This window comes from Nocardioides carbamazepini, assembly GCF_024614185.1.
GTDB classification, from domain to species: Bacteria; Actinomycetota; Actinomycetes; order Propionibacteriales; family Nocardioidaceae; genus Nocardioides; species Nocardioides carbamazepini.
In genome coordinates this window covers 547,561-571,442 of record NZ_JAHTLF010000025.1, presented here as the reverse complement: position 1 = coordinate 571,442, position 23,882 = coordinate 547,561, and the positions used below count along the sequence as shown (strand labels likewise).

Here is a 23,882-nt window from a genome sequence, read left to right as displayed (position 1 = left end):
GATTCGGTTCAGCCCTTCTTCGCAGCCGTGCGGAGAACGACGAGCCCGCCCTTGGGGCCGGGAACGGCGCCCTTGATCAGGACGATGCCCTTCTCGACGTCCACGGCGTGGACGGTGACGTTCTGGGTGGTGACGGTGTCGGTACCCATCCGGCCGGCCATGCGCAGACCCTTGAACACGCGGCCGGGGGTGGCGCACGCGCCGATCGAGCCCGGCTTGCGGTGGTTGCGGTGGGCACCGTGCGAGGCGCTCACGCCGGCGAAGCCGTGGCGCTTCATGACACCGGCGAAGCCCTTGCCCTTGCTGGTGCCGGTCACGTCGATGGCCTGGCCGGCCTCGAACGTGTCGACGGCCAGCTCCTGGCCGACGGTGTACTCGCTGGCGTCGGCCGTGCGGATCTCGACCACGTGGCGGCGCGGAGTCGTGCCGGCCTTGGCGAAGTGGCCCGCCTGCGGCTTGTTGACCTTGCGGCCCTCGATCTCGCCGTAGCCGATCTGGATGGCGTTGTAGCCGTCCGGCTGGGGCTGGCGGACCTGGGTGACGACGTTGGTGCCGGCGGCGACCACGGTCACCGGGATGACCCGATTGTTCTCGTCCCAGAGCTGGGTCATGCCGAGCTTGGTGCCCAGCAGGCCCTTCACGTTGCGCTCGATGGTCATAATGTCTCGATCTCCCCCGACCTAGAGCTTGATCTCGATGTCGACACCGGCCGGCAGGTCGAGACGCATGAGGCTGTCGACCGTCTTCGGCGTGGGATCGATGATGTCGATGAGCCGCTTGTGGGTGCGCATCTCGAAGTGCTCGCGCGAGTCCTTGTACTTGTGCGGCGAGCGGATGACACAGAAGACGTTCTTCTCGGTCGGCAGCGGCACCGGGCCGGCGACCTTCGCACCCGTACGGGTGACCGTGTCCACGATCTTGCGCGCCGAGGTGTCGATCACCTCGTGGTCATAGGCCTTGAGCCTGATGCGGATCTTCTGTCCCGCCATAGGTCTCTCTCGTCCTTACTCGTCGTACGACTCTGGGTCCTGGGCTCCGACCCCCGCGGTCGGGCGTGTCGCACTTGGTGCGGGCACACACGTCTCCCGGGAGGGGAAGTAGAGCTGTTGTTTCTCGGCTGACTCGGGCCTAGCGGCGTGCGGCACGAGCTGAGACTCGACGACCGCTCACGCTCCGCACGGCACGGATCGGGCCCGGTGGATCTGGTGGGCCGACCACTCCGCTGGGGAGGCACGATTCAGTAGTCAAGATCTAGCGCGCACCCCGACGACCTGCCCGGGGCAACCGGAACATCTTGGCAGAGTTCCCGTGGGCCGCCAAATCTGCGCGGCCGCCGGACGGGAGCCCGTGCCGGGTCGGCCCCGGATGCAAGGATTGCGCCCATGACCGACGGCCCCGCGCAGCAGTACCCGCCCCCGGGTGCTCCGCCGCCCGCGGACCCGCTCCCGCCGGCGACCTACCCGCCCGGCCCCTTCCCGGCACCCGGTACGGCGCCCGGGCCCCCGCCCGGCCCGCAGCCGGGACCGGGGCCGGCCGGCTGGGCGCCGTATCCCTCCGCGCCGGGCCCGCGGCCGGCTCCGGGGCTCCTGCTCGGGGCGGCGCACAAGCCCGGCGCCCTCCCCCTGCGTCCGCTCAACCTCGGCAACATCTATGACGCCGCGTTCCGGATCATCCGGTTCAACCCGAAGGCGACCGTCGGGGCGGCGGTGCTGGTGACCGCGGTGGCCATGGTGATCCCGATCGTCGTGACCCTCGTGCTCACCCTCACCGTCGGCATTGCCGTCGACGCCTCCGGGGAGCTGGACCCCGACGCGAGCACCGCCGACGCGCTCGGTCTGCTGGCGGCGTACGGCTCCCTGCTGGTGTCGCTGGTGGTCGCCCAGGTCGGTGTCGTGTTCGTGACCGGGATGGTCGCCCACGTGACCCGTGCGGCCGCGGTCGGACGACGGCTCGGGCTCGGCGAGGCGTGGGCCGCCACCCGGGGCAAGCGGTGGCGCCTGATCGGCCTCACCACCCTCCTCTACCTGGCCTTCCTGGTCCTGCTCGTCGCCTACGTGCTGCTGTGGGTGGTCGTCGTGGTGGCCGTCGGCGGCGAGCCCCTGCCGGTCGTCGCCTGGGGCGTGATCACGGTCCCCGCGTTCATCGCCCTGTGTTGCTGGCTGTGGATCCGCTTCTACTACCTGCCCGTGCCGGCCCTGATGCTCGAGCCGATCGGCGTGTTCGAGGCGATCGGCCGAGGCTGGGCACTGACCTCCCGCCAGTTCTGGCGGACCTTCGGCATCGCCCTGCTCACCGTGCTCATCGTGCAGTTCGCCGGCGGACTGCTGACGTTCCCGGTCAGCATCGCCGGCAACATCGCGGCCATCGCCGCCCCGGAGTACGCCACGCTGCTGCTGATCGTGACCCAGGCGGTGGCCCTGGTGATCCAGAACGCCTTCGTCGCCCCCTTCCTGGCGGCCGTCACGTCGGTGCAGTACGTCGACCTCCGCATGCGCAAGGAGGCCTTCGACGTCGAGCTGATGCGGGAGGCGGGGATCGTTCCCGCATGAGGCCACCTCGCGAGGTCGCCGCATGATCGCGGCGCGCCTGCTCCCGCTCGAGCCGCCGCTCGACCCGAGCGGTGACGAGGCGCGCCGCGAGCTGCGCCGCGAGCTGGTCCGGCCGGAGTACTACCAGGACGACATCGTCGGCCGGCTGACGCGCTGGCTCGACCGGCTGATCTCCACCGCCGTCGACACCGCGGCGGAATCGTCGGGCCTGGCCGCGGCCGCGGCGATCGTGGTCGTGCTGCTCATCCTGGCGGCCGTGCTGTTCCTGGTCAGCCGCGCCCGCCGGACCGCGGCCGGGCAGGCTGCGAGCGCTCCCGCCCTCACCGGCGAGGTGGTCACCGCCGACGAGCTGCGGACCCGGGCCGAGGCCGCCCTGACGGCCGGCGACGCGGCCGCCGCCCTCGTCGACGCGTTCCGGGCGGCAGCGGTGCGCCAGGTCGAGCGCGGACGGATCGAGGACGTCCCGCAGGCGACGGCGCACGAGCTCGCCGGTGCGCTCGTGGCCGTCTTCCCCGAGCATCGGGCCGCCGTGCTGCGCGGTGCGGACCTCTTCGACGGCGTCCTCTACGGCGAGCGGCCGGCCACGCCCGCCCAGGCCGGCGAGCTGCTGGCCCTCGACGACACTCTCGCCGGACGGGTGGCTCGCCGGTGACCCCGATCGCCCCGGTGAGCGCGATCGGCCCGGCCCGCCGGGTCCGGATGCGCGTGGCGATCGTCCTCGCGGTCGTCCTCGCGGTCGCGGCCGCGGTGTGGACCACGCAGGGCACCGAGCAGTACCCCGATGCGGCCGATCCCCGGAACCCGGGCCCCGACGGCGCCCAGGCGGTGGCCCGGGTGCTGGCCGACCAGGGGGTGGAGGTGCGCATCGCCCGCTCGGCGGACGCCCTCGAGGAGGTCGCGGTCGACGGCGACACCACGGTCGTGGTGACCAGCACCGAGCAGCTCGCTCCGAGCACCCTCGCCCGCCTCCGGGAGCACGCGGCGGCCGCGGGCCGGGTCGTGCTCGTCGAGCCCCGCCACGCACTGCTGCAGGAGATCGACCCCGGCCTCGGCTCAGTGCCCGTCCCGGCCGACGAGGACGACGCGGTCGCGGCCCGGTGCGCCGACGGCATCGAGGGCGTCGCGGTCGACGGGCTGACCGTCGCGGTCGACCAGGCGACGTCGTACGCCGGCGAGGGGTGCTTCCCCATTGCGGACGGCGCACTGGTGCGCACCGTCGACGGGCTGGTGCTGTTCGGGGCCGGCGATGCGCTGACCAACGACCAGGTGACCCGCGCCGACAACGCGGCGGTGGCGCTGCGGCTGCTGGGGCACGACGGCCGGCTGGTCTGGTACGTCCCCGACGCCGCTGACGCCGTCGGCGACGACGCCGTCACCATCGGCTCGCTGCTGCCCGACTGGATCGGCCCCGGACTGTGGGTGCTGGCCCTGAGCGGGAGCGCGCTGGTGCTGTGGCGGTTCCGACGGCTGGGCCCGCTCTCGACCGAGCCGCTTCCCGTCGTCGTCCGCGCGGTGGAGACCGCGCGCAGCCGGGGCCGGATGTATCGCCGCAGCGGGGACCGCGCCCACGCCGCCCACGCGTTGCGGCGCGCGGCGTGCGCCGACCTGGCCGCAGTGCTGCGGCTCGATCGCGGCGCCCCGCCCCCGGTGGTCGCCGAGACGGCCGCACGACTGCTCGACGCCCCCGTCGAGAGCATCGCGGCGCTGCTCGACGCCGACCGCACGCCGCCGCCGGCGACCGACCAGGACCTGGTCCGGTTCGCTCAGGACCTGGCCCAGCTGAGGAGAGAGGTACGACGCTCATGACCCAGATGCCCCCGCCGCCCCCGACCACACGAGTCGAGACAGCGGACGACGCCGGCGTGCGCGAGCGGCTGCTCGCCGTACGCCAGGAGGTCGCGAAGGCCGTGGTCGGCCAGGACGCGGCCGTGTCCGGGCTGCTCGTCGCGCTGCTGTGCGGGGGGCATGTGCTGATGGAGGGCGTCCCGGGCACGGCGAAGACGCTGCTGGTGCGGACCCTCGCGCAGAGCCTGGACGTGCGGACCCGCCGGGTGCAGTTCACCCCCGACCTGATGCCCGGCGACATCACCGGCTCGCTCGTCATCGACTCGGCCGGGGGCGGCGAGCTCAGCTTCCGCGAGGGACCGATCTTCACCAACCTGCTGCTCGCCGACGAGATCAACCGGACGCCCCCGAAGACGCAGTCGGCCCTGCTGGAGGCGATGGAGGAGGGCCAGGTCTCCGCCGACGGCGTCACCCGGCCGCTGCCCCGTCCCTTCCTCGTCGCGGCGACCCAGAACCCGGTCGAGTTCGAGGGGACCTACCCGCTCCCGGAGGCCCAGCTCGACCGGTTCCTGCTCAAGGTGATGCTCCCGGTGCCGCCCCGCGAGGACGAGATCACCATCCTCACCCGGCACGCCGACGGGTTCGACCCGCGCGACGTGGCCGGCGCCGGGGTGCGTCCCGTGGCCGGCGCGGCGGACCTCGAGGCCGGCCAGGCCGCGGTGAAGAAGGTGCAGGTCTCGCCCGAGGTGGCGTCGTACATCGTCGACATCGCCCGGGCCACCCGGCAGTCCCCGTCGTTGTCGCTGGGCGTCAGCCCTCGCGGCGCGACCGCTCTGCTGCGGGCCGCCCGGGCCTGGGCCTGGCTGTCGGGCCGCGACTTCGTGACGCCGGACGACGTGAAGGCCCTCGCCCAGGCGTCGCTGGCGCACCGCCTCGGCGTCCGCCCGGAGGCCGAGCTCGAGGGCGTCGACGTGAGCCAGGTGCTCACCTCGGCGATCGCGTCCGTCCCGGTCCCCCGCTGAAGGATGCCCCCATGGTGATCTCCGGCCGGGTCCCGCTGCTGCTCCTCCTGGGGCTGGTGGCGGTCGTGCTGCGCCCACAGGCGGGCACGGTCTGGCTGTGGCTCCTCGGGGCGCTGCTGCTGGTCGGCCTCGACCGGCTGCTCACGCCGTCCCCCGCGCTCGCCGAGATCACCCGGCGCCCGCCCGGATCGGTCCGCCTCGGCGACCCGGCATCGTCCGTCCTGGTGGTCGCCGGGAACCGCCGGCGGCTGCACCTGCAGGTCCGCGACGCGTGGCAGCCGTCGGCCGGGGCGCGCGACAACCGCTACCGGCTCCGGCTCGCCCCCGGCGACCAGCGCCGGCTGGCCACGCCGCTCCTCCCCCGTCGCCGGGGCGATCTGCGCGCCGTCGGCGTCACCGTCCGGTCCTGGGGACCGCTCGGGCTGGTCGCCCGGCAGCGGACCTACGACGTCCCCGGCGCGGTGCGGGCGCTGCCCCCCTTCGAGTCCCGCAAGCACCTGCCCTCGCGGCTGGCCCGGCTGCGCGAGCTCGACGGCCGCGCGGCCGTCCGGGTGCGCGGGCAGGGCACCGAGTTCGACTCGCTGCGCGAGTACGTCCGCGGCGACGACGTCCGCTCCATCGACTGGCGGGCGTCGGCCCGCAACACCCACGTCGTGGTCCGCACCTGGCAGCCGGAGCGGGACCGGCGGGTCGTGCTCGTCCTCGACACCTCCCGTACGTCGGCCGGGCGGGTCGCCCGCGCCACCGGGGAGCCGGAGACCGACGGCATGCCGCGGCTCGACGCCGCGATGGACTCCGCGCTGCTGCTCGCCGCCCTCGCCGCGCGGGCCGGCGACCGGATCGACTTCGTGGCCGGCGACCGGCGGGTCCGCGCCCGGCAGCGACTGCACGGCGCGCGCGACGTCGCGGCCCGGCTGCAGGAGCAGATGGCGGACCTGGACCCGACCCTGGTCGAAGCGGACTGGGACCTGCTCGCCGGCGCCGTCCAGGGCTTCGGCCGGCAGCGCGCGCTCGTCGTCCTCCTCACGGCCCTGGAGCCCGCGGCCGTCGCCGACGGCCTGCTGCCCGTGCTGCCCGTCCTGGTCCGGCACCACCGGGTGGTCGTCGCATCGGTCCGCGACCCGGAGCTGAGCCGGCTGGCGGCGCTGGGCGACGGCCAGGGCACCCCGGGTGCGGCCCCCACTGCCGACGACGTGTACGCCGCCGCGGCGGCCTCCCACGAGCTGCACCGCCGGGCCCGGACGCGGGACATGCTGGTGCGACTCGGCGTCGACGTCATCGACGCCGACGCCGGTCAACTGCCGCCCGCCCTGGCCGACCACTACCTCACCCTGAAGGCCCAGGGCCTGCTGTAGGGAACCGACGGGTCGGGCGCGGCGTCCGAGTGGCATGCAGACCTCACCGCGCCGTACCGCCCTCGTCCTCGCCGGGTTCGCCACGGTCGTGGCCCTCGCCGGATGCAGCAGTGCCGACGACTCCGGGGGCTCCGGCGGCGCGAAGACCTCCACCGCCGGCCTGGCGGCCAGCGAGCGGGACGCCACGGGCGCCGCCGACGCGGAGGCGCCGGCGGCCGTGCCGGCCGGCGACGACGCGGAGGGGTCGGCGACGGCGCCGCAGCCGGCCGTCATCTCGACCGGCACGGTCTCGCTCGAGGCCGAGGACGTCGGCCACGCGCGACTGCAGGTGCGCAAGGTGGTCGATGCCCACCAGGGCACCGTCGGCGAGCAGGAGACCACCACGGGCGAGAAGGGAGCACTGACGACGGCCCGGCTGGTGCTGCGGGTGCCCAGCGACCGGTTCGACGAGGTGGTGACCGCGCTCGAGGAGGTCGCGACGCCGACCGGGACCACGACGAACGGCGAGGACGTCAGCGCCGAGGTGGTCGACGTCGACGCGCGGATCCGGGCGCAGCGCAAGAGCGTCGGACGGATCGAGACGCTCCTCGCCCGGGCGGAGACCATCGAGCAGATCGTCGCGATCGAGGCTCAGCTCGCGAGCCGCCAGGCCGACCTCGACGCGCTCGAGTCCCGGCAGCGCTGGCTGAGCGACCAGACCAGCCTGTCCACGATCACCGTCTACATCGAGCGGCCCACGACCCGCCACACCCCGGAGGACGACACCGCCGACGGCTTCCTCGGCGGGCTCGAGAAGGGATGGGACGCCTTCGTCGACGGGCTCGGCGCCGTGCTCGTGGTGGTCGGCTTCCTCGTACCCTGGCTGGTGCTGGTCGCGATGCTCGGCATCCCGGCCTGGCTGGTCCTCCGCCGGCGGCCGCGGGGCCGCACCGGTGCTGCGTGAGCCCGGAGCGCGGCCTCGCGACCACCGTCGTGGATCGGGATCGCGCGGTGACGACCCGAGTCCGTGATACTGTTTGTCTACAGTCTTACTCTACTTTGAGTCACGGGCAAGGACGCGGACCCCCGGCGTCGCCGATGGATGTGAAAGGCAGCACCCATGCGCATCGAACAGCTGGAGTACCTGGCCGCCGTCACGCAGCACGGCTCGTTGCGCCGAGCCAGTGAGAAGCTCCATCTCTCCCAGCCCGCCCTCAGCGAGGCACTGACCAAGCTCGAACGAGAGCTGCGGGTGACCCTGCTCGACCGCCGCCGCTCCGGCGCCCGGATCAGCCGCGAGGGCCGTGAGCTGCTCCCGTACATGTCCGACGTCCTCGCCGCCGTCGACCGGCTCCGCCATGCGGCCGGCGACCAGCGCACCGACACCCGGATGATCCGCCTCGGCACCGTCCATGCCGCGACCTCGGCACTCCTCGCCCCCGCGGTCGCGGCGTTCCAGGAGCGCCATCCCGGGACCACGGTCGAGGTCCGCACGCTGCCCCAGGCCCAGATCGACGAGGGCCTCGCCGAGGGGACCCTCGACCTGGGCCTGGTCGACGTCCTCGACGGAGAGGACCCGCCGTTCGGCCTCGACGGGATCGACCTGCTCCACGGCCGGCCCGTCGCCGTCCTCCCCTCGGCGCATCCGCTGGCCGCCCGCGCCCACGTGAGCGTCGAGGAGCTGCGACTGGAGCGGTTCGTGGCGATGCGGCCCGGCCACGTCATGCATCGGTGGGTCCAGCGCACGTTCGGCCCCGAGCTCCCGCCCGCCGCCCACAGCACCGACGGCGCCGACATGGGCAAGGCGCTGGTCGCCGAGGGCATCGGCGTCACCGTGCTCCCGGACTACGCCGTGCTGGGCGACCCGCTGCACCGCGTCGGCGCGATCACGGCCCGCCCGATCGCCGGCGACCAGACCTTCTTGACCCTGCAGCTGCGCCAGCGCCGGGCGCTGCAGCAGCCGCTTCCGGTGCGGGAGCTGCAGGCAGCACTGGTCGCCCGCGCCCAGGAGGACCGCGCCCGGAGCGCCAGCGCGGCGTCCTGAGCCACGGATCGAGGCTGAGGACGCACATCGGCCATGATGGAGGCGTGACCGACTTTCGCATCGCCGTCCTGATCGACGCCGACAATGTCTCGCACCAGTACGCCGGGGTGCTGCTGGAGGAGCTCGCGAAGTTCGGCAGGACGACGGTCAAGCGGGCCTATGCGGACTGGACCGGCGAGAGCATGAAGGGCTGGAAGGACAAGCTCAACCGGCACGCGATCTCGCCCGAGCAGACCTTCGCCTACACCCGTGGCAAGAACTCGACGGACTCGGCGCTCATCATCGACGCGATGGACCTGCTCTACTCCGGCAACGTCGACGGGTTCGCCATCGTGTCGAGCGACAGCGACTTCACCCGGCTGGCCAACCGCCTGCGCGAGTCCGGCAAGACCGTGTACGGCGTCGGGCGGGAGAAGACGGCGCGTGCCCTGCAGGAGGCCTGCGACCAGTTCCTGCTCCTCGAGCTGCTCGGCACGGCGGACGAGGCGCACGAGCCGGCCGCCGCGTCCGAGACGCCGGCCGACGCGGACGAGGCACCGGCCGACGCGGACGAGGCGCCCGAGCTCCCCAACCTGCACAGCCTGCTCACCCGTGCCGTCAACAACGCGGCGGGCGAGGACGGCTGGGCGAACCTCAGCTCGCTCGGGACGAACCTGCGGCGGCTGTTCAGCGCCTTCGAGCCCAAGCGCTACGGCTACAGCGGCCTGCTCCCGCTGGTCGAGGAGCAGCACTTCCTCACCCTCGACAGGGAGACCCAGCGGGTCGGGCTGAAGGGCCAGGTCACCGTGGCCAAGGCGCCCGCGAAGAAGGCGCCGGCGAAGAAGGCCGCGGCCACTAAGGCGGCTCAGACGAAGACGGCTCAGTCCAAGGGGTAGGACTGCACGAACTCGGTCAGCCGTGCGAGCTGGTCGGGGTCGGTGCTGGGGATGACACCGTGGCCGAGGTTGAAGACGTGCCCGCGGGCGGCCCGGCCGGCCTCGATGACGGCGGCCGCCCGCTCGGTCATCAGCTCGGTCGGCGCGAACACCAGCGTCGGGTCGAGGTTGCCCTGCACGGAGCGGTCGCCGACGACGGGGATCGCCCGCTCCAGCGGCGTACGCCAGTCGACGCCGACCACGTCGGCGCCGGCCTCCGCCATGAGGTCGAGCAGGTTCGACGTACCGACACCGAAGTGGATGCGCGGCACGCCGAGCTCGCCGACGCGCTCGAGCACACCGGCCGAGTACGGCTGCACGTACCGGACGTAGTCGTCGCGCGTGAGCGCGCCGGCCCACGAGTCGAACAGCTGCACGGCGGAGGCCCCGGCCGCGACCTGGGTCTCGAGGAAGACGGCGGAGATCCCCGCGATCTTGCGCATCAGCGCGTCCCAGACGTCGGGGGCGCCGAACATCAGCGCCTTGGTCTTGGCGTGCTCCTTCGAGGGCCCGCCCTCCACGAGGTACGACGCGACGGTGAACGGAGCTCCCGCGAACCCGATGAGCGGCGTGCCCCCGTTGAGCCGGGCGAGCTCGCCGACGAGTCCCTGGACGGCCTGCGTGATGTAGGGAACCTGCTCCGCGGTGAGGTCGGGGATCGCCTCGACGTCGGCGAGCGTGCGGACGGGGTCGGCGACGACGGGACCCACCCCGGGGACGATGTCGAGGTCGACACCGACCGCCTTCAGCGGCAGCACGATGTCGGAGAAGAAGATCGCGGCGTCGACGCCGTAGCGGCGCACGGGCTGCAGCGTGATCTCGACGATCAGGTCGGGGTCGGCGCAGGCGTCGAGCATGGCGACGCCCTCACGGGTCGCGAGGTACTCCGGCAGCGAGCGCCCGGCCTGCCGCATGAACCACACCGGCGTGTGCGGCACCGCCTCCCCGCGGGCGGCCTTGAGGAAGGTGCTGTCCGAGAGGGGGCTGTCATGGAGTGGGGCGGTCACGGGGTCAGCGTCTCAGGTGCACGGCGTGGGACGCACATCGATCCGGCCCACTGGTCCTAGGGTGGCCTCATGGTCGCCCGGCAGGAGATGAACCAGGGGTCCGGCGCGGCCGGCACACCCCCCGAGTTCGCCGCTGCGGTCGCGGGCCTGCGCGCCGCCTCGTTCCGCCCCGAGGTGTTCTGCGAGGAGATGCCGGCGCCGCAGCGGATCGCGCCGTATGCCGCCGCGCTGTCCGCCGACGTGACCGTGGACGACGAGGAGGTCGCCACCGGGCGGCTGGTCCTGCTCCACGACCCGGCCGGCAACGACGCGTGGGAGGGCACCTTCCGCTGTGTGGCCTACTGCCGTGCCGAGATCGACCACGACCTGGCGACCGACCCGCTGCTGACCGACGTCGGCTGGACCTGGCTGACCGACGCGCTCGCGGCGCACGGCGCCGAGCACGTCGCCGTCTCCGGCACCGTCACCCGGGTGGCGACCGAGAGCTACGGCTCGATGGCCGACGAGCCGGGCAACGCCCAGTTGGAGATCCGGGCGTCGTGGACCCCCGTCGATCCCGACGACCTCGCGAGCCACGCCGAGGCATGGGGCGAGCTGATGTGCACCGCGGGCGGTCTCGAGCCGGTGCCCGACGGGATCGCGGTCATGCCCTCCCGGCGCGGCCAGCGAGGCAGCGGGAGCTGATGACCGACTCACCGACCGACCAGCCGACCTCCGAGGAGCAGCCGGTCGAGCTGCTGACCCTCGCCGAGGGCCTGCCGCCGGTCATCGACACCCCCGAGGCGCTCGCCGCCTACTGCGCCGCGCTCGCCGCCGGGACCGGACCAGTGGCGATCGACGCCGAGCGCGCCTCCGGCTACCGCTACTCCAACCGCGCCTACCTCATCCAGGTCAAGCGCACCGGCACCGGGATCGGACTGATCGACCCGATCCCCTTCGACGACCTCGCCCCGCTCGCGGAGGCGATCGGCGACGCGGAGTGGATCCTGCACGCCGCCACCCAGGACCTTCCCTGCCTGGCCGAGGTCGGGCTGCGCCCCGTCGCGCTCTTCGACACCGAGCTCGCCGGCCGCCTGCTGAACTACCCCCGCGTGGGGCTCGCCACCCTCGTCGAGACGCTGCTGGAGCGCCACCTGCGCAAGGAGCACTCGGCCGTCGACTGGTCGACGCGACCGCTGCCCGAGCCGTGGCTCGAGTACGCCGCCCTCGACGTCGAGGTGCTCGTCGAGCTGCGCGACCTGCTGGCCGCGCAGCTCGAGGCCGCCGGGAAGGCCGACTGGGCCCGGCAGGAGTTCGAGCACGTCCGTGGCTTCGAGCCGGCAGTCCGCGTCGATGCGTGGCGCCGCACGTCGGGGCTGCACAAGGTCCGCGGTCGTCGTACCCTCGGCGCGGTGCGGGCGCTGTGGGAGGCGCGCGACCAGATCGCCCGCGAGCGCGATGTCACGCCCGGGCGGCTGATCCCCGACGCCGCCATCATCGCCGCGGCGACGGCGATGCCGACGACCCGCGGCGCCCTCCTCGGCACCTCGGGCTTCCACGGACGCGGCGCCGCACGCCACTCCCGCGAGTGGCTCGCCGCGCTGCAGGAGGCGGCCGAGCTGCCGGAGAACGACCTGCCGTCGCGAGTCACCCACGGCGACGGCCCGCCGACGCCGCGCGCCTGGGCCGACAAGGACCCCGTCGCCGCCCGGCGCCTGGAGCTCGCCCGCGCCGAGGTGTCCGCGCTGGCCGAGGAGCACGCGGTGCCCCTGGAGAACCTGCTCACCCCCGACAGCCTGCGGCGGGTCATGTGGTCGCCCCCGGCGACCCGCGATGCGGTCGACCTGCTCGAGGCGGTGATCGACCAGCTCCGCGGACTCGGTGCGCGCAGCTGGCAGATCGGGCTCACCGCACCGGCGCTGAGCCGCGCGATCCTCGATGCCGACGCGGCACCGGCCGAGAGCCGGAAGAAGTCTCAGCCGCGATCGTCGGAGGCGGTCTCGGACGACGCCGGGTCGACGGGCTCTCCCGACGACGCACCCGACGGCGACTCCGACGGCTCGTAGTCCGGGTCGAGGAGACTGCGGGACTTCTCGTCGATCGCCCGGAGCGCCTCTTGCAGGTCGGCGATGTCCGGCGTGGTCAGCAGGGTCTCGATGTCGGGGTCGACCAGCTCCCGCAGCTCGCGGCCCTGGCTCATCAGCGGCGCGAGCACCACCGAGCGCATCACGCTGTTGAACACCGCCGAGTGCTCCGGCGCCTGAGCGGCCTGGAGGAAGTCGTCGGAGAAGGCGACGGTCAGCTTGGCGGGCTGCACGTAGCCGGTCTCGGCGACCCGCGCCAGCGCCTCGTCGCTGACCAGGTAGCTGAGCACGTTGGCCGCGGCCTCCGTGCGCATCGGCCCGTTCGGGGCGAGGCAGAGGCCGTTGAGGTCGGCGATGGTGTGCGGCGAGCCGAGCGACGGCATCGGCATCACGTCGAAGTTGAGCCCCTCGGTGGCCCGCAGGTCCGGTGTCATGCCCCGGAAGCCGGCGATCATCGCGAGCTTGCCGCGCTGGAACCACTCCAGCGCGGTGCGCTTCTCCAGCTGGGCGGTGCTGAGGGTCAGCCGCGGGTCGCGCAGCAGCTCGAGGGTCTGGCGCAGCGCATCGGTCGAGCCGTCGTCACCGAGCGCGAGGCGGGTGGGCTCGCCCTCGTCGTCGAAGAGCTGCCCACCGCCGGAGTACACGAACGGCGCCAGGCCGCGCAGCGTGGGCTCGATGTAGATGCCGCGGGTGTTGCGGCGCGGTCGGCTCGCGAACTCGGCGGCCGCCCGGAACTCCGCGAAGTTCCAGCCCGTGTTCTCCCCCCGCGGCGTGGGCAGGCCCTCGGCGTCCATCGCCGCGAAGTCGACCAGGTCGGTGTTGTAGTAGATGACCATCGGCGAGGCGGCGTACGGGAGGCACTGCAGGTCGTCGTCGACCGAGAACGCCGACACCGCGTCGCGCGCGAAGTCGTCGCCGATCGGGATCTCCCGCTCGTTGACCAGGTCGAGCAGCGGAATGTTGCGCTTCTCCGCGACCGTCTCGGCCAGGTCGCCGCGCGGGAGCAGGTAGAGGTCGGGGCTCGCCTCACCGCCGCGGATCGCGTCGAGCATCGCGTCGGCGTTCGGCCAGGACACCACGGAGACGCTCGTGTCCTGGCTGCTGGCGTTGTAGGCGTCGACGACGGTCTGATAGGCCGCGATCTCCTGGTCGCTGCCCCAGGCCGCGAACTCGAGCTCGGTCTTCATGGCCGCCGGAGGCTTCGGGCGGTGCGGCTCCTTCTTCTGCTCGGTGCCGCTCGCGAGGGCGATCATGCCCACGAGGACCGCCACGGCGACCCCGACCACGACCGCACCCGTCCGCCATGTGAACCGACCCACGGCGGCAACCCTACCGGCCGGTCACAGCCTCGGTCCGATCGCCCGTTCCGGTGCGGCCGTTCTAGGCTGATCGGGTGTCCGAGCACCGGCGTCACCACCGTCCCGCGCCGCGGGAGGCCGCGTTCTTCGACGAGTACGCCGACGGGGTCGACCCCGCCCTGCTCACCGAGGCCGCGGAGCGCGCCGCCGTCCTGCTCGTGCGCGGCGCCCACGCCAGCGACGACGCCGGCGTCTCCGAGCGCCTCGTCCACCTCGCCGAGACCGAGGGCATCGAGACGATCGCCGAGGTCTGGTCGCACGCGGCCGCCGACACCCTGGCCGGCTGCCTGTGGCGTCTCTACCTCCTCCGGTCGTGGGTGTACGCCGATCCCGTCGGCGTCGCCCGTCAGTTCGAGGCCGGCCGCGGTCACGCCGAGTTCGCCCGCGTCGTCGCGGGCGTCGCCGACCCGCCCGGCCCCGACCAGCTGCGCGCGATGGTCGACGAGGTGCTGCGCGGCATCGCCGCGAGCGACTTCGCCGACGTCCTCCTCCGCGCCGCCGCCTTCGCCCGGGTCGTCGCCGCCGGCCGCGCGGCCCTGTCCGAGGTCCCCGACGCCGACGTCCGGCGCACCCTCGCCCTCGCCGAGCAGCTCGAGGCCGCCGGCCACCTGGAGCTCGCCCGGGGCCTGGCCTGAGACCCGACCTGCGCGACCTGATGTGAGCAGGCTTGCCGAGGCCGTAGACTGAGGACTCGAGCACGCCGGGTCGCGGCAGCCCCGGGTCCCAACATCAAGCCGCCACGAGCGGCCCTGCGCCGTGAGGCGCTCCCGGCCCGGTGTGCTCGATCTCCCCGACCCGGCTCAGATTGAACAACTCAGCTCGCCGACCCGGCTCAGATTGAACAACTCAGCTCGCCGACCCGGCTCAGGTTGAACAACTCAGCTCGCCGACCCGGCTCAGGTTGAGCACGCGACGGTCGAGTCCGCGCTCTGGTCCGCCCCTCCGCAATGCCTGGTCGTGCGGCGCTCCTCCGGCTACCGTGACCCAACTCACTTTTCGCTGCCCCGGGAGTCCGCATGACCAGTCCGCATCTTCTCCGGTTCAGGGTGCTGTGCCTCGGCACCGCCCTCGCCACCAGCGTCGGCGCGGCCGCGGTCCTGCCGGCCGTCACCTCCTCGGCCACGACGCCACAGGCGTCCGCACGTCCGGGCTCCGCCGACGACGCCGCCGCGCACGCGACAGCGGGCCCGCGTGCTCAGCAAGGCAAGAAGGGCCTGCGCGTCCAGCTCCAACACCCGGCTGAGGCAGCGTCGCTGGTCAAGGTCACCGTCAAGGGGCCGAAGCAGCCTGGTCAGAAGAAGAAGTTCAAGAAGGTCATCAAGAAGACCACCAACCTCAAGCGCCTGGCGCCGGGCGTCTACAAGATCAAGGCCGAGTCGATCGAGCTCTTCGACCAGCAGGTGACGCCCCAGGTGAGCAAGAGGAAGGTCCGCGTGAAGCCCCACGGCAAGCGCAAGGTCGCGTCGGTCACCTACGCCGTGCCGACCTTCTGCTCGACGTCGGGGACGACGGCGTACGGCTGGGGCGAGGGCGACCACGGCCGTCTCGGAACGGCGGACGCGACCGACCGACTCGCGCCGGTCGAGATCCCGCGCGTCCGCGGGCTCCAGGCGATCACCGGAGGCTCGCGGTCGACGTACGGCCTGTGCGGCGACGGCACGGTCTGGGCATGGGGCTTCAACCAGAACGGTGAGCTCGGCAACGGCCGCACGGGTGACCGCTCCTGGCCCGTGCGGGTCGCCGGGCTGACCGGCGTCACCGCGATCGCCGCCAACCGGGAGTCCGCCTATGCGCTGAAGTCGGACGGCACGGTGTGGGCCTGGGGATCGGGCCGCTACGGTCAGTTGGGCAACGGCCTGTCCGGCCTCGGCTACCACTCCCGCGTACCGGTCAAGGTCAACCTGCCCGGACCGGCAGTCGCCATCGCGGCCGGCGGCTACAACGCGTACGCCGTCCTGGCCGACGGACACGTCCGCTCCTGGGGCGTGGGCGGCGTGGGTCAGCTCGGCAACAACACGTCCGGCACCGACGCGTCGACGCCCGTCGAGGTCGACTTCATCAACGACGCCACCGCCATCGCGGCCGGTCATGCCACCGCCTACGTCCGCCGGGCGAGCGGCGAGGTCTGGGCCTGGGGCTACGGCAACCAGGGCGAGATCGGCCACGGGCTGGCGGCCCACCGCGATCAGCCCATCAACATCCAGCCCGGCTTCCTCGCCGTCGCGATCGGCGCGAGCGGTGCCGCCGGATTCCGGGTCCAGGCCGGTGGCGTCGTCTTCAGCTGGGGATCGGGCCGCTACGGCGATGTCGCCTTCGACAACGGCGGCAGTCCCCAGCTCACCCCGCTATTCAACGTGACCCTCACCGGGGTCAGTCGCATCGCCGGCGGCGACCACACCGGATACGCGCTGACGGGTTCCGGCCGCGTCTGGGCCTGGGGCGATCACCAGGCCGGGCAGGTCGGCAACGGCGCACCCAAGACCGGCCCCTCCCCCATCACCGGCGGCATCCCGACTCCCGTGGAGCTCTCCTTGACCGGAGTGGTGGCGATCGGCGCGGGCAGCGTGAACGGGTACGCCCTGCGCTGACCCGGCTCAGGTTGAATGGCTCAGCGCGCCGACCCGGCTCAGATTGAACAGGGCGGAAGCTCAGTCTGCGCCGGGTCGGCGCGACTCAGAGTTCAGTCTGCGCCGGGTCGGCGCGACTCAGAGTTCAGTCTGCGCCGGGTCGGCGCGACTCAGAGTTCAGTCTGCGCCGGGTCGGCGCGACTCAGAGTTCAGTCTGCGCCGGGTCGGGGTCAGAGGGAGTCGAGGGCCTTGCGGATCCGCACGTCCGAGATCGGGCCGTCGGTGCCGAGCTGCTGGGCCCACAGCGAGACCCGGTACTCCTCGAGCATCCACCGGATCGCCCGCAGGCCGGCGCCGGCGGGCCGGCCCTCGGGAAGGGCCGCGATCCGCGCGAGGTAGGCGTCCTGGAGCGGCTGGAGGACGTCCATCCGCTGACGGTCCTTCATGAGGGCGGCGGGGCCGCCGGTCTCGAGCGCGGTACGACGCTCGCGCATCGCCGCCAGCCAGGTGCGGTAGCGACGCAGCCGGGTGGCGCCGGCCTCACCGACGAAGCCGTCGTGCACGAGCCGCCCGAGCTGGCCCTGCAGGTCGGTGAGCGCCGGGAGCATCGGCAGGTCGGCCCGGCCGCTGAGCAGGCGGTCGACCTCGCGCCAGGTCGCCAACACCCGGAGCAGCTCGGCGAGCACCTCACGCACGCCCGCGGCGGCACTCGGGCGCAGGGCGGCCAGCAGAGCGTCGTACTCCTCCCGGCTGCGCACCGGAGGTCGGGCGTCGACGACGTCGACGACGACGGCGCGCAGGCAGTCGTCGAGGATCGCGGGCACGCCGGGATAGGGCGTCCCGGCGAGGCCGAGCTTGTCGGCGTTGCCCAGTCCCTCGACGACTCCGGCGAGCGGCGCGGAGCCGAGCGCCAGCAACGCCAGCCGGACGACGGCCAGCCGGTGCCGCGCGTCGCGCTCGTCGGCGGAGCCGAAGACCTGCAGTCCGACGCTGGCGACCTCGTCGACCAGGCCGGGATAGGCCTCGACCTCGTGGCCGGCGCGGGTCCAGGTGGCGGTGGCGGGGATCTCGTCGAAGACCCAGTCGGTCTCCCCGGAGCGGGCCACGCCCGAGTCGGAGGCGACGGCGGCCATCGCCTTCTCGAACTGGGGCTGCAGCGGGGCCTTGAGGTCGGCGAGCGACTTGCCGCGCCCCTCCACCCGGCCGTCCTCGTCGACCACCCGGTACGTCGGCTTGAGGTGCTCCGGCAGCGTCGACAGGCCCCAGGCCTCGCGGGGCACGTGCACCCCCGTGGTGGAGCGCAGATGGCGCTCCAGCGCGGTGAGCAGCGCCTCCTCCCCCGCGGGTACGGCGGCCAGGAACTCCCGCGCGGTGTTCGGTGCCGGCACGAAGCTGACCCGCAGCTGCTTCGGGAGGCTGCGGATCAGCTCGGTGACCAGCTCCTCGCGCAGCCCGGGGACGATCCAGGAGAAGTCGTCGTCGTCGACCCGGTTGAGGGTGCCGACGGGGATGTCGATGGTGAGGCCGTCGTCCTTCGCGCCCGGCTCGAAGTGGTAGCTGATCGGGAAGGTCAGCCCGCCCGCGACCGACCACTCCTCCGGGTAGTCCGCCTCGCGGACCTCGTCGGCGGTGTCGTGGGTGAGCATCGCCGGGTCGAAGGTGAGCAGCTCGGGCTGCTCGCGCCGGGCGTCGCGCCACCAGCGGTCGAAGTGCGCGCCGCTGACGATCCCCTCCGGCACGCGGGCGTCGTAGAAGTCGAAGAGCGTGTGCTCGTCGACGACCAGGTCCCGGCGCCGGGCCCGGTGCTCGAGCTCCTCGGCCTGCTCCAGCAGCCGCCGGTTGTCGCGGAAGAAGTGGTGGCGGGTGTCCCACTCGCCGTAGACGAGGGCGTGCCGGATGAAGATCTCGCGCGACAGCTCGGGATCGACCTTGCCGTAGGAGACGGCGCGATCGGCGGCCAGCGGTACGCCGTACAGGGTGACCCGCTCACGGGCCATGACCGCCTGGCGCTTGCGGGACCAGCTCGGCTCGGAGTAGGTCCGCTTCACGAGGTGGGCGCCGAGCCGCTCGGCCCAGAGCGGGTCGATCGCGGCGTTCTGGCGGGCCCAGAGCCGACCGGTCTCGACGAGCTCGCCGGCCATGACGAACGGCGGGTTCCGCCGGGCCAGGCCGGAGCCGGGGAAGATCGCGAACTTCGCGCCGCGGGCGCCGAGGTACTCCCGCGGTCCCGGGCGACGCCCGGCCTGCCGCGACCCGGGCCCCGACTTGCCGGGCTTCTCACGCTCCTCGAGGACGCCGACATGGGAGAGCAGGCCGGAGAGCAGCGCCTGGTGGATGCCATCGGCGTCAGGAGTCTCGCTCGGCGCCTCCAGGCGGATGCCCATCTCCTTGGTGACCTGACGCAGCTGGGCGACGAACTCCTGCCACTCGCGCACGCGCAGGTAGTTGAGGTACTCGCGCTTGCACATCCGGCGGAAGGCGCTCCCCGAGAGCTCCTTCTGCTGCTGGCGCAGATGGCTCATCAGGTTGAGCCAGGCGAGGAAGTCGGAGTCCTCGGCCTTGAAGCGCGCGTGGAGCTGGTCGGCCTGCGCCCGCTCGGCCGGGCGGTCCGCGCCCGGTCGCTCGCGCGGGTCCTGGAGCGAGAGGGCGGCGACGATGACGAGGACGTCGCGCACGCAGCCGAGCCGCTCGGCCTCCAGCAGCATCCGGCCCAGCCGCGGGTCGATCGGCAGCCGGGCGAGCCGACGGCCGATCTTGGTGAGCTCGCCACGGCCGGACACCGCGCCGAGCTCCTCGAGCAGCTGGGTGCCGGCCTGGACGTTGCGGCGGTCCGGCGGCTCGACGAACGGGAAGCGCTCGATGTCGCCGAGCCCCAGCGAGGTCATCTGCAAGATGACGGAGGCCAGGTTGGTCCGCAGGATCTCGGGATCGGTGAACTCGGGCCGGGCCTCGAAGTCCTCCTCGGCGTACAGCCGGATGGCGATGCCCGCGGCCACCCGGCCGCAGCGGCCGGAGCGCTGGTTGGCGGAGGCCTGGCTGATCGGCTCGATGGGGAGGCGCTGGACCTTGGTGCGCGCGGAGTAGCGCGAGATGCGCGCGACACCGGTGTCGATGACGTAGCGGATGCCGGGCACCGTCAGCGACGTCTCGGCGACGTTGGTGGCCAGGACGACACGGCGCCGCGAGCTCGTGGCGGGCGCGAACACGCGGTGCTGCTCAGCGGCGGAGAGCCGCGAGAAGAGCGGGAGTACGTCGACGCCGCGGCCGTATCCACCGGGATTGGCGTCTCCCAGTGGGGCGAGCGCCTCGGCGGTGTCGCGGATCTCGCGCTCGCCGGGGAGGAAGACCAGGATGTCGCCGGGCCCCTCGGCCGAGAGCTCCTTGACGGCGTCGACGACCGCCTCGGTCTGGTCCCTGACGATGGGCTCGCCCTCGTCATCGTCCTCAGGCAGGTCCATCAACGGCCGGTAGCGCACCTCGACCGGGTAGGTCCGCCCGGAGACCTCGATGACGGGCGCGTCGAAGTGCGCCGCGAACCGCTCGACGTCGATGGTCGCGGAGGTGATGACCACCTTGAGGTCGGGCCGCTTCGGCAGCAGCTGACGGAGGTAGCCCAGCAGGAAGTCGATGTTGAGGCTGCGCTCGTGGGCCTCGTCGATGATGATCGTGTCGTAGCGGCGCAGCATCCGGTCGCGCTGCAGCTCGGCCAGCAGGATGCCGTCGGTCATCAGCTTGACCCGGCTCTGCTTCGAGGTCCGGTCGGTGAACCGGACCTGGTAGCCGACCAGGTCCCCCAGCTCGGTCCCCAGCTCCTCGGCGATCCGCTCGGCGACCGAGCGGGCCGCGATCCGGCGGGGCTGGGTGTGCCCGACCATCCGCGGCCGGCCGTCCTCCCCCGGCGCCCCCCTGCCCAGCTCGAGACAGATCTTGGGCAGCTGGGTGGTCTTGCCGGAGCCGGTCTCACCCGCGACGATCACGACCTGGTGGTCACGGATCGCGGCAGCGATGTCGTCGCGTCGGGTGCTGACCGGGAGGTCGGGCGGGTAGGTGATGTCCACAGCGCGGCCATTGTCCCATCACCACCCCCACCGGATCGACCTGGATTCGGGCGGTCAGTCGCGCAGGCGCAGCCCGGCCGGGTCGGGACTCGGGTCGCGGTACGCCAGGTCCGCCGGGAACGCGTCCGCCGTCGTGAAGGACAGGATCACGACACCCTGCGGAAACTCCGCGATCACCTGGGTGGTCGTGTCGTCGGAGGCGACCTTGGCCCGGGAGGCGTCGGCGACGTCGGCGTCGCGGCAGTCCCAGCCCGCCGGGCACTCGTCGGCGCCGGCACCCTGCCAGGTGACCGAGGCCCCGATCGCCAGCTGCGTCGTCTCTCGGCCGAAGTCGTCCTCCAGCACGCTGGACATCGCGAGCAACTGGTCGAGCCTCACGACGGCGTGCCCCTGCGTCCGGGCGAGAGCCTCCACCTTCGCGGCCACCGCCTCCCCCGGCGCCTGCTGGGGGACCTGCCGGGGTGCCTGCTGGGGTGCCTGCACCGCGGGCGGCTGCTGGGCGGTCGGCGCGGGCGCCGCCTGCTGGGTCCCCGGTACGCCGAGCGCGAGCCCGGTCACGGTCGCCACCGCGAGCGTGGTGCCACCGGCACCCACCCGGGCCAGGCGCCGGCGACGCAGCCGGCCCCGCCCCCGTCGTACGTCATCGGCGGTGGCGACCGTCGGCACGGGCGCACCGTCGCTCAGGTGGTAGAGGCGCGCGGCCAGGTCGGTGTCGATCAGGTCGGTCATGATGTCTCCTTGGTCAAGTCGTCGGCCAGCGCCACCCGGAGGGCGGCGAGGGCGGCGGAGGTCTGGCTCTTCACGGTTCCGGTGCTGACGTCGAGGTCGGCGGCGGTCTCCTCGACGCTGAGTCCCCACCAGTGCCGCAGCACGACCACCCGGCGCTGGCCGGGCGGCAGGGCGCGCAGCGCCCGCCACAGCGCGTCGTGCTCCTCGACCGCGGAGGCGGACACCGCGACCTCGGGCAGTCCCTCGCCCGCTGCCGCCTCCCGCCGCCACGGCCGGCGGCCCTCGTCGAGGTGTGCGTTCACGACGGCCCGGCGCACGTACGCGTCGATCGAGTCCGCCCGCCGCACCCGCGGCCACGCGACGTACAGCCGCGTCAGGGCCGCCTGGACGATGTCCTCGGCCTGGTGGGAGTCACCGCACAGCAGCCATGCCGCCCGGAACAGCTGTGGCCGCCGCTCGGCGACATAGACCGCGAACTCCTCGTCCCGCATGCTGCTCACCCTGCTCCTCTCCGTCCGGCACTGTTGCCTTGTTGACGGAACGGATCACGGATCGGTTGGGCGCTCGACCGTGGCGGTGATCCTGCATGGACCGTCGCTTGCGACGAAACGTTCACAACCTGTGCGACGAGAAGAACATAGGAGGTGCGACCAGAAGAACACCAGGGCGTGCGTCCTGAGACTTCCGCGGCATCCGCCACCTGGCCGAGCGGCTGGGGGACGATCTGCTGGCCGGCATCGTTCTCTACTGCGGGACAGAAACGCTGGCCTTCGGGCCGCGGCACCGCGCGCTTCCTATCAGCGCCCTGTGGGAGCTCGGGTAATCGCGGTCGACCGAGTCACAGCGCCTCGACGTTGCGGACCAGCGCCTCGCTGGAGTGCTTGACCGCGACGCCGACGACGGGCTTGACCGCGCCGGCGATCGCCTTGCCGGCCGGGCCGCCGGGCAGCGTGTAGCTGATCCACGCGTCCACGCGGGTCCGACCACCGCCGAGGTCGGTGAAGCTCCACCGCTGGGTGGTCTCGATCCCCTTGACCGAGGTCAGCTCGAGCAGCCGGTCCTGCTCCCAGGCGGTGCACTCGATCCGGGCCTTGAGCGGTACGCCGACCTTCATCACACCGTCGTACTGGGCGCCGACCCCGCGCAGCTGCTCGGTGACCGGCTCGATCCTGCTGAGGCCGTACATCCAGTCCTTCGTGGTGCTGAAGTCGTCGACGTACGCGAACACCTTGCCGATCGGCGCCGCGATCTCGACGCTCTGCTCCACCACGTTCGTCACGGCGGAAGTGTGACACGCCGTCGCGGGTTCTCGCGGGGTCCGCGCCGGCGATCAGCGGGGCGACGATCAGCGCGGCGGCGGCAGCGCGTCGGTCGACTCGAGCTGGCCCATCCCGGTGACCATGAGCAGGTCGGCGACGATCGCCCGCAGCTGGGAGAGGATCGCCTCGACCGCGAGCACGCCGCTGCGCTCGACCTGCCCGGTCGCCGCACCGACGGCCAGGATGTCGTCGCGGGCGGCGGTCGCGATCCGGTTCGCCTTGAGCTCGTCGGCGACCTCGTCGGCCGCGCGGGCGAGGTCCGCCGCGAGCAGGGCGTAGGAGGACGGCACCGGCAGCCGCCGGTACGCGGTGATCGAGGTCTGCCGGACGAGGACGCGGGTGCTGCGCAGCGCGCGGTCCAGCGGGTCGACCAGCTCGACCATCCGGCGCAGCGGCTCGCGGTGGCGGACCCGGAAGGGCGAGGAGTTCACCACCGACATCCCCTCCTCGGCGGCGGCCTGCAGCTCGCGGATGAGGCGGTCCGTGCGGCGGGCGTCGGCGAGGAGCTCGAGCGCGGGAGTGACCTCGCCGTCGACCATCACGTCGGACGCGGCGCGCAGCAGCTCGGCGATCTTGCGGGCGACGGCGGCGGCCTGCTCCCGGGGACGGCGCAGGGGCGCCGCGGGGACGACCATCGCGGCGACCAGGGCCACGCACCCGCCGATGACCGCGTCCGTCCAGCGCAGGAAGGCCCCGCCGGCTCCGGGAAGCAGCACGGTGACCACGATCGACTGCACCGCCGCCTGGGACACGAACATGATCCCGGCGTCGAGCAGCAGCGCCATCGACATCGAGAGGAAGACGATCAGGGCGAGCTGCCAGGCGCCCGAGCCGATCCCCGCGACCAGGACGTCGGCCATGAAGACGCCGATCGCGACGCCGAGCATGACCTCGATGACCCGCCGCAGCCGCTGGCCGTACGACGTGCCCAGGCACAGCACCGCGGCGATCGGCGCGAAGAACGGCAGGTCGTGGCCGAGCAGGTCGTGGGCGATGAACCAGGCCACCCCGGCCGCGGCCGAGCACTGCGCGACCACCCACAGCTTGTCGCGCCACCGGTCGATGCGACCGCGCAGCGACAGGCGGCTGCGCGACCACATCCGGTCGAGCACCCCGTCGGACATCGCCTCCAC

At 73.1% G+C, this 23,882-nt stretch carries 21 protein-coding genes; 12 read left to right on the top strand and 9 right to left on the bottom strand.

Annotated features, from left to right (window positions below; all coding sequences use genetic code 11):
• Positions 1-8 precede the first annotated feature (8 nt).
• On the bottom strand, positions 9-659 hold the full coding sequence (gene rplC / locus KVF89_RS28825) for a 50S ribosomal protein L3 (RefSeq protein ID WP_257430574.1): 651 nt from the start codon (positions 657-659) through the stop codon (positions 9-11).
• Between the two features lie 21 nt (positions 660-680).
• Positions 681-989: a 30S ribosomal protein S10 gene (gene rpsJ, locus KVF89_RS28820; protein ID WP_007078637.1), complete on the bottom strand. Its 309-nt coding sequence runs from the start codon at positions 987-989 to the stop codon at positions 681-683.
• 393 nt (positions 990-1,382) lie between these two features.
• Between rpsJ and KVF89_RS28815 the strand changes: the two genes are divergently transcribed.
• The 8 genes from KVF89_RS28815 (at position 1,383) to KVF89_RS28780 (ending at position 9,609) form a co-directional block, all read left to right on the top strand.
• On the top strand, positions 1,383-2,549 hold the full coding sequence (locus KVF89_RS28815) for a hypothetical protein (protein WP_257430573.1): 1,167 nt from the start codon (positions 1,383-1,385) through the stop codon (positions 2,547-2,549).
• 22 nt (positions 2,550-2,571) lie between these two features.
• The gene (locus tag KVF89_RS28810; protein WP_257430572.1) at positions 2,572-3,201 is read left to right on the top strand and encodes a DUF4129 domain-containing protein; all 630 of its coding nucleotides are present in this window, start codon (positions 2,572-2,574) and stop codon (positions 3,199-3,201) included.
• Positions 3,198-4,355 (top strand): DUF4350 domain-containing protein, encoded by a 1,158-nt coding sequence (locus tag KVF89_RS28805; RefSeq protein WP_257430571.1) that lies wholly within the window; start codon positions 3,198-3,200, stop codon positions 4,353-4,355. The genes KVF89_RS28810 and KVF89_RS28805 overlap by 4 nt, the downstream gene beginning before the upstream one ends.
• On the top strand, positions 4,352-5,356 hold the full coding sequence (locus KVF89_RS28800; RefSeq protein ID WP_372497970.1) for an AAA family ATPase: 1,005 nt from the start codon (positions 4,352-4,354) through the stop codon (positions 5,354-5,356). Before KVF89_RS28805 ends, KVF89_RS28800 begins: the two co-directional genes overlap by 4 nt.
• A gap of 11 nt (positions 5,357-5,367) precedes the next feature.
• Complete coding sequence (locus KVF89_RS28795) at positions 5,368-6,711, top strand: DUF58 domain-containing protein (protein WP_257430570.1); 1,344 nt, start codon at positions 5,368-5,370, stop codon at positions 6,709-6,711.
• Between the two features lie 34 nt (positions 6,712-6,745).
• Complete coding sequence (locus KVF89_RS28790) at positions 6,746-7,654, top strand: DUF4349 domain-containing protein (RefSeq protein ID WP_257430569.1); 909 nt, start codon at positions 6,746-6,748, stop codon at positions 7,652-7,654.
• 156 nt (positions 7,655-7,810) lie between these two features.
• Positions 7,811-8,734, top strand: coding sequence for a LysR family transcriptional regulator (locus tag KVF89_RS28785; protein WP_257430568.1), 924 nt, complete (start codon positions 7,811-7,813; stop codon positions 8,732-8,734).
• Between the two features lie 44 nt (positions 8,735-8,778).
• The gene (locus KVF89_RS28780) at positions 8,779-9,609 is read left to right on the top strand and encodes an NYN domain-containing protein (protein ID WP_257430567.1); all 831 of its coding nucleotides are present in this window, start codon (positions 8,779-8,781) and stop codon (positions 9,607-9,609) included.
• On the opposite strand, the gene hemE is transcribed toward KVF89_RS28780, so the two are convergent.
• Positions 9,594-10,655, bottom strand: a complete 1,062-nt coding sequence (gene hemE, locus KVF89_RS28775; protein ID WP_257430566.1) for a uroporphyrinogen decarboxylase — start codon at positions 10,653-10,655, stop codon at positions 9,594-9,596. The genes KVF89_RS28780 and hemE overlap by 16 nt on opposite strands.
• Before the next feature lie 69 nt (positions 10,656-10,724).
• On the opposite strand from hemE, the gene KVF89_RS28770 reads away from it, so the two are divergent.
• Both KVF89_RS28770 and KVF89_RS28765 read left to right on the top strand, forming a co-directional pair.
• Entirely contained in the window at positions 10,725-11,339 is a 615-nt protein-coding gene (locus tag KVF89_RS28770; protein WP_257430565.1) for a DUF3000 domain-containing protein, read from the top strand.
• The gene (locus tag KVF89_RS28765) at positions 11,339-12,700 is read left to right on the top strand and encodes an HRDC domain-containing protein (RefSeq protein WP_257430564.1); all 1,362 of its coding nucleotides are present in this window, start codon (positions 11,339-11,341) and stop codon (positions 12,698-12,700) included. Before KVF89_RS28770 ends, KVF89_RS28765 begins: the two co-directional genes overlap by 1 nt.
• On the opposite strand, the gene KVF89_RS28760 is transcribed toward KVF89_RS28765, so the two are convergent.
• Positions 12,610-14,037, bottom strand: coding sequence for an extracellular solute-binding protein (locus KVF89_RS28760; protein WP_257430563.1), 1,428 nt, complete (start codon positions 14,035-14,037; stop codon positions 12,610-12,612). The genes KVF89_RS28765 and KVF89_RS28760 overlap by 91 nt on opposite strands.
• A 74-nt stretch (positions 14,038-14,111) precedes the next feature.
• On the opposite strand from KVF89_RS28760, the gene KVF89_RS28755 reads away from it, so the two are divergent.
• The gene (locus tag KVF89_RS28755) at positions 14,112-14,711 is read left to right on the top strand and encodes a hypothetical protein (protein WP_257430562.1); all 600 of its coding nucleotides are present in this window, start codon (positions 14,112-14,114) and stop codon (positions 14,709-14,711) included.
• A 381-nt stretch (positions 14,712-15,092) separates the two neighbouring features.
• On the top strand, positions 15,093-16,664 hold the full coding sequence (locus tag KVF89_RS28750; protein ID WP_257430561.1) for an RCC1 domain-containing protein: 1,572 nt from the start codon (positions 15,093-15,095) through the stop codon (positions 16,662-16,664).
• Positions 16,665-16,873: 209 nt separating this feature from the next.
• Here the strand turns inward: KVF89_RS28750 and hrpA are convergent, their stop codons facing one another.
• From hrpA to KVF89_RS28725, 5 genes are all read right to left on the bottom strand, one after another.
• Complete coding sequence (gene hrpA, locus KVF89_RS28745; RefSeq protein ID WP_257430560.1) at positions 16,874-20,701, bottom strand: ATP-dependent RNA helicase HrpA; 3,828 nt, start codon at positions 20,699-20,701, stop codon at positions 16,874-16,876.
• 54 nt (positions 20,702-20,755) lie between these two features.
• Positions 20,756-21,430: a hypothetical protein gene (locus tag KVF89_RS28740; RefSeq protein WP_257430559.1), complete on the bottom strand. Its 675-nt coding sequence runs from the start codon at positions 21,428-21,430 to the stop codon at positions 20,756-20,758.
• Positions 21,427-21,921, bottom strand: a complete 495-nt coding sequence (locus KVF89_RS28735) for a SigE family RNA polymerase sigma factor (RefSeq protein WP_257430873.1) — start codon at positions 21,919-21,921, stop codon at positions 21,427-21,429. The genes KVF89_RS28740 and KVF89_RS28735 overlap by 4 nt, the downstream gene beginning before the upstream one ends.
• Positions 21,922-22,268: 347 nt before the next feature.
• Positions 22,269-22,709, bottom strand: a complete 441-nt coding sequence (locus tag KVF89_RS28730; RefSeq protein ID WP_257430558.1) for an SRPBCC family protein — start codon at positions 22,707-22,709, stop codon at positions 22,269-22,271.
• A 66-nt stretch (positions 22,710-22,775) separates the two neighbouring features.
• Positions 22,776-23,873, bottom strand: a complete 1,098-nt coding sequence (locus KVF89_RS28725; RefSeq protein ID WP_257430872.1) for an FUSC family protein — start codon at positions 23,871-23,873, stop codon at positions 22,776-22,778.
• Between the last annotated feature and the right edge of the window lie 9 nt (positions 23,874-23,882).